This is a genomic window from Actinocrispum wychmicini (assembly GCF_004345645.1).
Taxonomy (GTDB): Bacteria; Actinomycetota; Actinomycetes; order Mycobacteriales; family Pseudonocardiaceae; genus Kibdelosporangium; species Kibdelosporangium wychmicini.
On the sequence record NZ_SLWS01000026.1, the window covers coordinates 17,363 to 28,836 of the forward strand.

Genomic DNA, 11,474 nt, shown 5'->3' on the forward strand with positions numbered 1-11,474 from the left:
CTGATGCATGCTTGCCCTGGAGGGCTTCGAAGATGACGGTGGCAGGTCAGGATCCGCGTGATGTGGTGCACGATCTGGTGGCTGGTGTAGTGCCTCTCGACGAGTACGAAGCACAGGACAAAGCCACCACGTTGCAGTGGATTCGATCGGGCGCCCCGCTGTTCCGGATCGCTCGCCCAGCGACACCGGACAAGCACCTGTGCGTCTACTTCGCCTTGTTCGACGAGGCGCGGCGCAGCGTCTTGCTGGTCGACCACGTGAAGGCCGGCTTGTGGCTGTTTCCTGGCGGCCATGTCGACGACGGCGAGGACCCGCGCACCACGGTAGGGCGGGAGGCGACCGAGGAGCTGGAGATCGACGGCGAGTTCCACCCGCGGTTCGGGGACGAGCCGCTGTTCCTGACCGTCACGAAGACGCGCGGCGAGCACAGTCACACGGACGTGTCGTTCTGGTTCGTGCTGGCCGCCGATCAGGACATGCGCATCGAAGCGGACCCCCGAGAGGCGAATCAGGTCCGTTGGTTCGACTTGGACGATCCGGCGGAGTGGGCACACGACCGGTTTGATCCACACATGGCTCGGTTCCGCGACAAGCTCCTTGCCCACCTGGGCACTCCGGCATTGCTCGGCTACTGACTTTGTAGCTTCAAGGTTCGGCGTGTCGTCGGCATCTATTGTGGACTTGCTGGGACGATTCCGTGGTGCGATACGCGGATGGCGGCGGCACTGGCCCGGCGGCGCGTGCCAAGCGTGAACAGGTTCGCCAGCGAGCGGCGGAGATGTTCGAGCAAGGTGCCACGGCCGTCGAGGTGGCACACGCGCTTGAGGTGTCAGAGAAATCAGCGAGGGCATGGCGGCGGACCTGGACCACCGGCGGGGCCGAGGCGCTGGCTTCGAAAGGGCCACCCGGCCCGAAGACCAAACTGAACCAGCGGCAGATCACCCGGCTGGAACACGCGCTGCTGGAGGGGCCCGCGGCGGCGGGCTGGAGAGAGGACCAGCGCTGGACACTGGCCCGCGTCAAGACACTGATCGGGCGGATGTTCCATATCTCCTACAGCCTCAAGGGGGTGGCACTGCTGCTGCACCGACTGGGCTGGACTCCTCAAGTACCGGTCCACCGCGCCGCTGAACGCAATGACGACGCGGTGACCACCTGGCGGAAAACGACCTGGCCACAGGTAAAAGGATCGCGCGCAGGCTGGGTGCGTGGATCTGCTTCGTCGACGAAGCCGGACAAACGCTGAGACCAGCCAAGGCCCGCACCTGGGCCCCGCGTGGACACACGCCCGTCGTACGGGTGACCGGCAAGGGCTCGGGCCGGATCTCGATCGCGGCCATGACCTGTCACCGATCCGGCCAGAAATCACGGCTAATCTACCGGATGATGATCCACCGAGGCCGCAAAGGCGAGAAGAAAGGCTTCCGCGAACACGACTTCGCCGCCCTGCTCGACACCGCACACCAGCAACTGGGCGGACCGATCGTACTCGTGTGGGACAACCTTGGTGGCCACACCAGCGCCCTCATGCGCAGGCTCATCGCGACCCGAACGTGGTTACGGGTCTACCAACTCCCGTCCTACGCTCCGGAACTCAACCCCGTGGAAAGCGTCTGGTCACACCTGAAACGCAGCCTGGCCAACCTCGCCGCCGGCACCATCATCCACATGGCCTCGCTGACACGCACCCGGCTCAAACGCATGCAGTACATACCGGGCCTCGTCGACGCCTTCCTTACCGGCACCAAACTACGCCCACCGTAGACCCTGATAATTCAAGGTCGATAGCAGGCCACCGCGAACGGCAGTCGCTCAAGGGCGATGGCCGTTCGTCGACGCACGATCGGCCGACAGGCCGAGCGTGGTGAGCAGGGCAGCGTGATCGCTGAGTTCGTCGCTTCGGGTGGTGTGGTCGTAGGCGCACGCTCGGATCTCACCTGCTCCTGCGCTGACCAGGCTGTGGTCCAGACGCTGGCTTCCGAAGCGGGGATTGATCCAGCTGTGATCGCCGCCCGAGGGATTGAGTTCGCGGTAGGCGTCGCGCAGGCCAAGCGCGAGCAGGTCGGTGTAGAAGGCGTAGTCGTGGTCTTCAAATGCCGGCAGGTGGGGGCGGTGGCCGGGTTCGACGACGTTGAGGTCGCCCGCAATGCACAGAGCGGGGCGGTTGATCTGCGCGAGATAGTCCAGAAAGCGGTGCTGGAACTCGCGGCGGCGGTGGCTGCTGTCGGCGGTCATACCGTTGGTCGGACCGTAGATGCCTACGAGGCGCACGGTCGTGTCGTCGGTAGCCAGGTCGACGGCCGCGACACGGGGATCGAAACCCGCTGGCTCGACGGGGGTGACCTGGATGCCTCGGGTGGCTACTGCGGCGAAGTAGCGGGTGTCCTTCCAACCGAGAGGGCAGGTGGTGGTGAATCCTTCCGCGTGGAGGCAGGCCAGGATGTGGCGGCCTCCTTCGGACGGTTGCATCTCGGTGAGTACGAGCGTGTTGCTCTTGGTGGCCAGCAGCCAGTTGACGATGCGTTGCGCGCGACTGGGGTTGGGGCTGTTGACGTTGAGCGCGCAGACGCGCAGCTCGTCCACTGGGCTGTCCTGGATGGTCTCGTCCCCGGCTGAGGTGGCACCGAACAGCATTCCCTGAAGTGCGTCGTCGTCGGTCACGGTCGTCTCTACTTTCCGTCGAGGGATGCGGATCGGCTCGCCGGGTCGAGGTCCGCGATGAGGTGTTGGATGCGGGTGATGGTGTTCGCGAGTTGGTCGGGGGTCAAGCGTTTGCTGGCGCGTTGTTCGGGTGATTCCTGGGCTGCGCCGTAGACCCAGAAGAAGCTGTCGGTGGCGGCGTCGAGGATCAAGAATCGCTGTTTGGCCGACGGGCCGCGGACGAGCATCGAGATGGTGTCGGCCTCGGCTTGGACGGTGTGCACGCTGGTGTGGTGCAGGGCATAGGTCGAACCGGGTTGTTCAAGGCGCTCGTGGATCGGGAGCAGACTGTCTGGATCGGTGTCTTCGCCGAACTGGTCGTCACAGCCGAAGATCCGATGGACGTAGCCGCCACGCAGGATGTGGCTGGCGAAACTCCACCGGTGGTTGTGCGGCCGGTCGAAGAACCCTGCCTGGTACACGTGCAGGCGTAGCCGCACATTGAGGTCGACAGCGTCATGGAGGACGAGCTTGTGCATGAAGTCGTAGCCCTCGCACATCTCGGCCAGATGTGGGTCGTCGGCGACATGCGCGACGAGCCTGGCCAACAGTGCGGGCTCGTGGGTCAGCGCCTCGAACAGCGGTGCGCAGCCGCGGAGGATCGAGGTGGTGTCGTCCCAGTCGATCTGGCCAAGCGAGGTGAAGCTCGGGTGCGGCGGGCTGGTCATGGCTGAGTCACCATCCGCTCGGGGTGCTCGTCGTGGGCGTAGGGCGAGGCGTCGAGCAGCCTCTTGAGGTGGGGATGCAGTCGGTAGAACTGGGTGCCGATGGCGGGTTGCGCAGTGAGGTCGGGCAGGGTGCCCGTGGTTGCGACGTGTGCGGCACCGGCGAGAAGGAGCCGGAGCTGGGTGGTTTTCACTCGGGCCGCCAACGTACGTGTGGGACTGATCGGTACCGGATGAACCGCGATCACTTCGCCGGTGTCGACCGAGGGTCGGGCCAGGTGCAGGCTGCACACGATGGGCTGGTTGTTGAGTAGTGCCCAGCCGACTGCGTCCATGCCGCGATGTGTGGGCAGGGCGCCGTTGTGGGCATTGAGGACACCCAGCCTGGCAGCATCGAGGACGCGGTCCGGAACCACGGGCATGCCGACCAGGAGAACAACGTCAGCGTCGGCGGCTCGGATCGCTGCTGTCACGTCGTCCCACGATTCGGCCGTGGTGGTGGGCACACTGCTCGGCACGCTCGGCCACGTTGAAGGGGCAGGTGGGCCGGGCGGGTACCAGGCGCTGGAGTAGTTCGACAACTCCGTCCGCCCGGTGTGCAAGGGCGTATACCAACACACGGCCTGGATAGGCAGCCCCGCAGCGGTCGCGGCGGTCACCAGACGTCCGGCGCTGCCAGAACCAGAGCTTGCCAGCACAGCGATCCGAGCCCGGCTCGTACCCATGAGCCGACCTGGGCAGAGTGCCTCGTCGCTGGGTTGTCCGGTCGGCTCGGCAAGGACGATGCGGGCGGCCAAGCGGCGCCGAAGCCGGTCGGTGGCCTCACCGAGCAGGCGTCCGACGGCGGCCAACTGACCGGTCAGATCCGGCTCTTGCCACGGCCCGTCGGCACGGTTGTGGTGCAGCCAGACAGCACCGGTGAGTTTGCACGCCGTGTTGAGGAAACGCAGGTCGCCACTGGATCGGGACATATCAACCCAGCGCGCGGCCAGCGCCAGCCAGGCCGAGCCGGCCTCAGGGCTCAGGTCCGCTACCTGCTCGCGGACCGGCGGTCGAAACAGGCTGCTGGCTTCGATCCGGTGGAGGAGGACGGCGTCGGCCTCCGTCGGCGTGGCTTGCGTACTGACCGGGCCACACCGAGTACCGGCGGTCGGCTCGGCGTCGGCTGCGTGACGTCGCCATAACGCAGCCAGGGTTGCCGGGACGGCGTGGAGCCGGCGCGCTAGGCCGGCCTCCGGGAGGGCAAGCAGGTCGTCGAGCGCGAAGTCGCCGTCGATGTCCACTCGCACGGGGTGGCGCGCCGCCACAGGTCCGCGTGTGCGGGCCTCCTCGGAGGCTGGTGCGGCTGTCATCGGGCGACCGCGACGGACACCTTGGCGAGGGTATCGAGGTAGCCGGCCACGAACGGCTCGTCGCCCTCGTAGCCCCACAGCGGGATCTTGATGAAGGTGTCGGCGAAGGTGGTCACTCCGGGCATGTCGGTGCTCGGCGGCGTGCTGGGCACCCACGGCGCGAACGGGTCACGACGAGCGAACAGGGGCTCGGCGCTGATGTCGCGAGTCGAGCCGGGGGCATCCACCTCCGTGGCGCCTTCGGCCTGGCACAGGGCAACGAACTCGTCACGGGAGACCGAGGCGTTCTCCGGGGTGAATCGCAGCCCGAGCACGTAGAGGCCATGCTGCCCCTCTGCCTCGGGCACGACCGCGGGGGCGATCACGGGGTTGTCGGCCAATCCATCGGCGTACCGGGCGAGGGTCGCGCGGCGGCGGCGTTCGATGTCGGCCGCGTTGGTGAGTTGGTGGACCCCGATCGCAGCACCCAGGGTGGTGATGCGGTGTTTGAGGCCCATGCCGGTGAAGGCGTACGGGTAGTACTCGGCACTGGGGTCGATCTCCTTCTGGCAGCGCTTGTTGTAGTGCCCGAACAGCAACGCCAGTTCCCGGTAGAGGTCGCCCGCGGTGACGAGGACACCACCTTCGCCGGTGGTGATCGCCTTCTGATTGGTGGAAAACACCGCCATGTCCCCGAACGTGCCGATCCGCTGTCCTCGCCACGATGCGAAGTGCGCGTGGGAGCAGTCCTCCAGTAGCACCAGGTCGTGGGCGCGACAGAACTCGACGATCTCGTCCATCGGACACGGGTTGCCCCACATGTGCGTGACGATGACCGCCCGGACCGCAGGCGTGAGTTTCTCCGCCAGGGTCGCGGCGGTGACGTTGCCGTAGCGGTCGGCGTCAGCGAAGCGGACCTCGATGCCGTCATAGGCGAAGGGAGTGGCCGTGGCGAAGAAGGTGTAGGCCGGCGCGAGGATCGCGTCACCGGGTCGTAGTCCGGCGATCCGGCTCATGGCGTGGATAGCCGACGTGCCGGAGGCGAACGACACGGCGTGAGGCGCTCCGACGAACCGAGCGAAGGCCGCCTCGAACTCCCCAATCACACCGGAGGCATCCCGGTCCGAAAGGGATCGGTGCAGTTGCAAGTGGACCGCGTCTTCCAGCTCGCGCGTGACGGCGGGCCACTGATAGTGCGGCTGCGGAAGATCGAGGACCCTCGTTCCGCCATGCGCAGCGAGCAGGCTGGTCGTGGTCATCGTGGCACCTCTCCATTCCTCGTCGCGGCCCGCCATCGGCGCAGGTTCGGGCGGTGTCCGAAGCTCGGCCACGATCGGTGCGAGCCGCCGAGCGGTGGCGGGGATGGGCTCGTCGGGGTCGAGCTCCGCGGTATGCCAGCCGTGCCGTTCGGCGAACGTCTGCAAGTTGGCGGCGGTCTTGGTTTGGTAGTCGACAAAGGTGTCGCGGCCCAGCTCGTCGAGGGCGCCGTAGCTGGCGTGCATCCCCAGTTCGGCGGGCCGGAAGTCCTGGCGGCGGTCGTACACCGCGCCAGCGTCGGCCCGTAGCAGCAGCACCGCGTCCGGCATCCGCACGCGGTCGAAGATCACGGCGAGATCGGGCTCGGTGAATCCTTGCAGGAGCAGCTTGGCGAAGAACTTGTACAGCCAGCCATCGACGATGATATCGAACCCGGCGTCCAGCAGCGGCCCCACGACGGTCTCGGTGTGCGCGGTGAACCACGCCGCCTGCAACGACACCCAGAACGCGTCGGAGAGGTCTGGGGCGTCGCCGCTGTGCCAGAGCATGGTGGACAGGTGCTCCATCAAGGTGGCCGCGTAGGTCGAGGTCGTGGAGATCTGCCGACGCGAGACGAACACCAACACACCCGCTGCCACCTCCGCCGTGCCGTGTGCAGTCGGTTGCCCGAGCCGAGCGGCAGCCGTGTCGTAGCTGATGTCGGCGAGCTGGCGCGCCAGGGAGGTCTTGCCGACTCCGTCAGTTCCCTCCAACGCGATGAATCGGCCAGGCACGCGTGCGGCTCCTCCCAGCGGTGACCGTGCCCCAGGGAGGGCACGACTACCGATTGTGGTGACGGTGGATGGGCGGGGCAACACACCGGCCTCAGCATCACGCGTGGTGGCCGGAGCGACGGTGGAGGTCAGGTGCCGCATGGGTCGTTCGCGTTGATCAGGCGCCACCCTTCGGCGTCACACCATCGGGTGAATTCGCGATCGAGTAGCTGCCAGCTCGTCGACGGCAGGGTCGGCAGCACTTGCTCGATCGCGAGTGACAGTGCCGGCGCGAGTTCGGTTACCGCGGCGTCCAGCAGGGCGACTACGGCGGCGTCCAGACCGGGATCAGGTATGTCCGGACCGTAGGTTCTGATGAGGTCGACCATTCCAGTGAGCACCCGAAACGCACCGTCCTTGAGCACGACACGCGCGTTGCGCAGCCGACGGCGGGGAACGCCGTCGAGGATCTTCTCCAGGCTCTTGAGGGTGTAGTCGAGCGCGAAGTGGTGATCGACCCACATCTGCGCACGGCGAGAACAGCAACCGATCCGCCAATCCGCGAACTGTGCCTCGACCCGACCCATCGTCGGGTCTGGCAGCCCGGCGAGGCCCTGGGCTTGCACCGCGCGGGTGTAGGGGGCACCGATCAGGCACTCCATGGAGACCAACATGTAGGAGATCTCGGTGTAGAACGGTCGTCCAGTCGCGTGCTCGGCCACGAAGTCCGTGTCGGTGATGCCGTCCACGATCTGTTCAACGGACAGTTCCGGTAGCCGACGCAGCAGCAGATCTGTGCGGGCCTGGAAGGCGTGGCTCGCCGCGAGTTCGTCGGCGGTCATGAGGTGGTCGAACGTGATGTAGGTGAACCGCGTCGGCACGCCGAGTGCTGACAAGGCGCGGATCGCCAGAGCGTTCTGTTCGGCCGTGCTGTCCTTGGCGAACCGTTGCAGGATCGAGGTCACGCCCGACTCGACCCCGAACAGCATCCTGCGCAGCCCAGCGCCGAGCAGGCTGCGCCACATCGAGGCGCGCTCCACGTGCCAGGTGCGATCGCGATCCGGGCGGACAACCTGGTCGATCCGGCAGGACGACTCCCACGCGAACCCGGCATTGCTGATCGTGCTCGCGACGCCGAGCGCCCGGTCGGCGGCGTCTTCGCCGCGGCCGATGAACTCCTCGTCGACCACGTACAGGGTGCGCGAGATCGTCGGGTGCCGATCGGCGACCTTTCCGATCTCGTCGAGCATCCAGGGCAGCTGGTCGGTGTTGCCGCCGGACCACGAGCCCTTGTGCCCGCGCGGGCAGAACGAGCAGTGGCTGGTGCAGCCGCGGGAGATTTCCAACTGCGCCACGCCGTTGCGTGCAAAAGTCGCGTCGAGAAGGTCGAGCTCTGGCAGGAAGTCCCGCTGAACACGGTTCGGCGCCACGGCGGTACGTCGTGCCTGACGGCCGTGATCGACGGCCCCGCGCCGAGGCGCACCGCGGTATCCAATACCGCGGATGTTCGCCAGCTCGCGATCGCCGTGGACGTACCCCATCGCGTCGGCGATGGTCGGTTCGCCAGCCCCACGGGAGACGAGCAGCCGCGGATACTGCTCCAACAGCATTGCCTCGTTGCGCACGGTCAGGCTGCCGCCCGCGAGCACCAGCGGCGGAATAGGCATCTGGTCCAAGCTGTCGAGCAGGTCGCTCATCAGGTCGTGCTGGCCGAAGGTCGCCGAGATTCCGACGATGTCCGGTTGCTCGTCGTCAACGCGTCGGACGATGTCGTCCAGGGAGGCGCCCAGTTGCATGTCGATCAACTGCACCTGACCCATCAATGTCAGCCGCGCCGCCCGCGCGAGGTCAGAGATCGCCAGCGGGAAGCGCGGCAAGGGGAACCATTCCGGGTGGTACAGCGCCGTCAACAGGACCATTGGGCGTGCTAACCGGTCCACGGCATCTCGCGTTAGTGCGGCGACCGACAACCAGCGATCCGGCTCGGCGAGCTCCACCTGGTCAGACGCCCACTTCGGCCATTCGCGCGTGCTGTGTGGCTGGCCGGACAGGTCGGCGACTACCCAGCCGCCCAACGCGGCAGTGCGTTCGGCGAACAGGAGCCGACGATCCAGAGCTCCTGTGAGGCTGAACTTGCCCGGCACAGCATCCGCCACGAGCCTGCCCAGCTTGGGCAGATCCGTCTCAGGGATCTCCGGCAACGCGGCCATCGTGTGGTCGGCGACGATGCCGGCCGCCGTGGTGGCGCGAATTGCCTCAACGAGCCGGCTGTAAAACGGCGAAGCCGTCTGCCAGCCCGAGGTCGTCAAGGTGCTGGTGTCGTGCAGCGTGCGCATGCTGTGCTCCCCACCAGGAAGTGCCGTGGACGCCAAGCACACCTGGAAGGGACTGCAGCCGACAAGCACACCGGACGCACCCGGACTGTCCCACTATCCGCAAGTCCGTAACCTGCACCAATACGAGACCGCCCGCGCCGGCACGGGTAAGGTTTCGGACAGTATGGGACACCTTCCGGTCAGCCACCGAGATCCATGACATCGCCGACGAACGACATAGATCCGCTCGACGCAAACACTGTCGCCGAGTTCGCCGAATGCCTGCGTGCAGTGCGTCTCCGCGCCGGCAACCCGTCCTATCGGACTCTGCAGCAGTGGGGCGAGCGGAACAAGATCCCGCTCCCTCGTAGCACCGTCCAGGACGCTCTCGCGGGCCGCCGTCTCCCCCGTAAGTCCCTCGTTCTGGCCCTGGTCCGCGCCTGCGGCATCCCCGACAGTGATCGACGTTGGGAGATCGCCTGGACCCGCCTGGCAGATCACCCGACCACACCAGCTCGCCCGCTGACTCAACTCCAGCAGGATCTGACCCGCGATTTCGCGGATGCGGGCCTACTCCGGATCGGCTCAACCTACCTCGGCGAGATGGAGTGGAAACAACTCTTCGCCGAGGTGACCGAACTCGACATCGTGGTGGCCTACGGCCAAACGTGGCGCAACATGCACGCGCGAGAACTGACTCTGGTAGCCGCCAGGCCCGATCGTCGAATCCGCGTCTTCTTGGCCGACCCCGACGACGAGCTCACCGTTACCGTCTTAGCCGACCGCTTCAGCGCAACTCACGACGAACTACGCTCTCGCATCACAGCTACCCGCCGCGCTTACGAGACCCTCCGCCGACCCAACGGCGCCCAAATCGAGGTGTACTACCGACCGGGTGATCGTGTCTTCAGCTTCTACCGGTTCGATGACGTCGCCGTCGCGGGCCTCTACAGTCACTCCCGCACCCGCGGCGCAGCTGTACCGGTCTTCGTCTGCGCACGCCCTGGCGAACTCTACGAGTTCATCCAGGACGAACTCGCCGTCATCCTCGACCAGAGCAGGCTCACGTGACCTCCCGCCATGCCGCCGACGACGCCAGCCGGCCAACGATCCCGACCCGTCAACTCGGAGCCACCGGCATCACAGCGCCGGCCATCGGAATCGGCTGCTGGGCCATCGGCGGCCCGGACGACAACCTCGGCATGCCGATGGGGTGGTCCACAGGAGCCAACGAGGACGAATCGCTCACCGGACTGGAAAAAGCATGGGAATGCGGCGCCCGCCTCTACGACACCGCAGATGTCTATGGCCACGGCAAATCAGAGCGACTGCTCGGGCGCCTCGTCGCTCAGGTTCCCCGTAAAGAGATCGTGCTCGCCTCCAAGGTCGGATACTGCGCCGGAACAGCGGAACACGGCTTCGAACCTCGCCACATGCGCCGGCAACTCGAACAGTCCTTGGACAACCTCAAAACCGATCACCTCGACATCTACGCCTTCCACCATCCCAACTTCGGCACGGATGACCGTTGGCTGCAGCCCGCAATCGAGGCTATGCGCACTTTCCGCGACCAGGGCCTCATCAGAGCCATCGGAATGCGCGGACCACACCGATTCGCACTTGACCGCCTCACCACACCTCCCGACCACCGCGGCGACAAGGTCGCACGGTTCAAAGCATTGTTCGACAAGATCGAGCCTGATGTTCTCGCAATCAGAGACAACCTGCTAACGCCATCAGCTCAGTCCGACGGAATATTCTCATTCGCCGACCAGCAGAACGTCGGCATCCTTATCAGCAAACCACTCGGACAGGGACTGCTCACTGGGGCGTACCGCCCAGACACCCAGCCCACGTTTGGCCTTGGCGACCACCGGCTTCGTAAACGCTGGTTCCAACCCGACGCAATCGAGATCATCGATACAGGACTAAACCACCTGCGAGCGATTGTTGGTACACGCACCGAGGACTTGATCAGCGTCGCCTTGTGGGCATGCCTCGACCGTTCACCTAACGCGATTGCCCTCGCCGGATTCACCAGCCCAGATCAGGTTGCCATGAATCTGCGGTCACTTAACCCACGCCCAGTCCTCGAAAAGATTGCTGCAGCAAGGAAGATCATGACCGAAGTCCAGAAGCAGCTCGACGCCACCGGAGAAACAATCCTACCGAGCCAGCCTTGCGATGAACGCCACCTTCCCAGCACCCAGAACTGAACAAACAGGAACGACCCAACCAGTGGGCGATTCGATAGCGATGTCTTGCCTGCCGCCAGACAAGCCAAACACGATACGTGGACCTTCTACAACCATCTCGGCCCGCAGCGCCTCGGGTGACGCCCAACTAGTGCTCTGACCGCTTAGGTTCGCCGGGTTGGTGGTCGTGGCGGTTGGATGTGCGGTGACGTCCGATCCGACCGCTGGAGGCGCGGTGGCCGAACCTGTCCGTGTGCGC

Annotated in this window: 10 protein-coding genes; 5 read left to right on the forward strand and 5 right to left on the reverse strand. The window is 65.9% G+C overall.

What is annotated here, in order from left to right; translation table 11 throughout:
* Positions 1–32 precede the first annotated feature (32 nt).
* The 3 genes from EV192_RS53175 to EV192_RS53185 all read left to right on the forward strand — a co-directional run bounded on the left by EV192_RS53175 (position 33) and on the right by EV192_RS53185 (position 1,764).
* Positions 33–635, forward strand: a complete 603-nt coding sequence (locus EV192_RS53175) for an NUDIX hydrolase (protein WP_132126478.1) — start codon at positions 33–35, stop codon at positions 633–635.
* Positions 636–700: 65 nt separating this feature from the next.
* Positions 701–1,246, forward strand: a complete 546-nt coding sequence (locus EV192_RS53180) for a helix-turn-helix domain-containing protein (RefSeq protein WP_132126479.1) — start codon at positions 701–703, stop codon at positions 1,244–1,246.
* The gene (locus EV192_RS53185) at positions 1,243–1,764 is read left to right on the forward strand and encodes a transposase (RefSeq protein WP_243727656.1); all 522 of its coding nucleotides are present in this window, start codon (positions 1,243–1,245) and stop codon (positions 1,762–1,764) included. The genes EV192_RS53180 and EV192_RS53185 overlap by 4 nt, the downstream gene beginning before the upstream one ends.
* A gap of 48 nt (positions 1,765–1,812) precedes the next feature.
* Here EV192_RS53185 and EV192_RS53190 read toward each other — a convergent pair whose 3' ends face one another.
* From EV192_RS53190 to EV192_RS53210, 5 genes are all read right to left on the reverse strand, one after another.
* On the reverse strand, positions 1,813–2,661 hold the full coding sequence (locus EV192_RS53190) for an endonuclease/exonuclease/phosphatase family protein (RefSeq protein ID WP_132126481.1): 849 nt from the start codon (positions 2,659–2,661) through the stop codon (positions 1,813–1,815).
* 8 nt (positions 2,662–2,669) lie between these two features.
* Complete coding sequence (locus EV192_RS53195) at positions 2,670–3,368, reverse strand: hypothetical protein (protein WP_132126482.1); 699 nt, start codon at positions 3,366–3,368, stop codon at positions 2,670–2,672.
* Positions 3,365–4,717: a formyltransferase family protein gene (locus tag EV192_RS53200; protein ID WP_132126483.1), complete on the reverse strand. Its 1,353-nt coding sequence runs from the start codon at positions 4,715–4,717 to the stop codon at positions 3,365–3,367. The genes EV192_RS53195 and EV192_RS53200 overlap by 4 nt, the downstream gene beginning before the upstream one ends.
* Positions 4,714–6,726: an aminotransferase class I/II-fold pyridoxal phosphate-dependent enzyme gene (locus EV192_RS53205; RefSeq protein WP_132126484.1), complete on the reverse strand. Its 2,013-nt coding sequence runs from the start codon at positions 6,724–6,726 to the stop codon at positions 4,714–4,716. Before EV192_RS53205 ends, EV192_RS53200 begins: the two co-directional genes overlap by 4 nt.
* Before the next feature lie 128 nt (positions 6,727–6,854).
* Complete coding sequence (locus EV192_RS53210) at positions 6,855–9,041, reverse strand: B12-binding domain-containing radical SAM protein (RefSeq protein WP_243727653.1); 2,187 nt, start codon at positions 9,039–9,041, stop codon at positions 6,855–6,857.
* A 195-nt stretch (positions 9,042–9,236) separates the two neighbouring features.
* Here EV192_RS53210 and EV192_RS53215 point away from each other — a divergent pair, with 195 nt between their 5' ends.
* Positions 9,237–10,091 (forward strand): helix-turn-helix domain-containing protein, encoded by an 855-nt coding sequence (locus EV192_RS53215; protein ID WP_132126485.1) that lies wholly within the window; start codon positions 9,237–9,239, stop codon positions 10,089–10,091.
* Complete coding sequence (locus EV192_RS53220; RefSeq protein ID WP_243727654.1) at positions 10,088–11,236, forward strand: aldo/keto reductase; 1,149 nt, start codon at positions 10,088–10,090, stop codon at positions 11,234–11,236. The genes EV192_RS53215 and EV192_RS53220 overlap by 4 nt, the downstream gene beginning before the upstream one ends.
* The last annotated feature ends 238 nt before the right edge of the window (positions 11,237–11,474 follow it).

Bases quoted from the DNA above. Each gene is read 5' to 3' on its own strand.
- EV192_RS53200 (WP_132126483.1), bottom strand. From the start codon at position 4,717: ATGACAGCCGCACCAGCCTCCGAGGAGGCCCGCACACGCGGACCTGTG.
- EV192_RS53175 (WP_132126478.1), top strand. From the start codon at position 33: ATGACGGTGGCAGGTCAGGATCCGCGTGATGTGGTGCACGATCTGGTG.
- EV192_RS53195 (WP_132126482.1), bottom strand. From the start codon at position 3,368: ATGACCAGCCCGCCGCACCCGAGCTTCACCTCGCTTGGCCAGATCGAC.
- EV192_RS53215 (WP_132126485.1), top strand. From the start codon at position 9,237: ATGACATCGCCGACGAACGACATAGATCCGCTCGACGCAAACACTGTC.
- EV192_RS53210 (WP_243727653.1), bottom strand. From the start codon at position 9,041: ATGCGCACGCTGCACGACACCAGCACCTTGACGACCTCGGGCTGGCAG.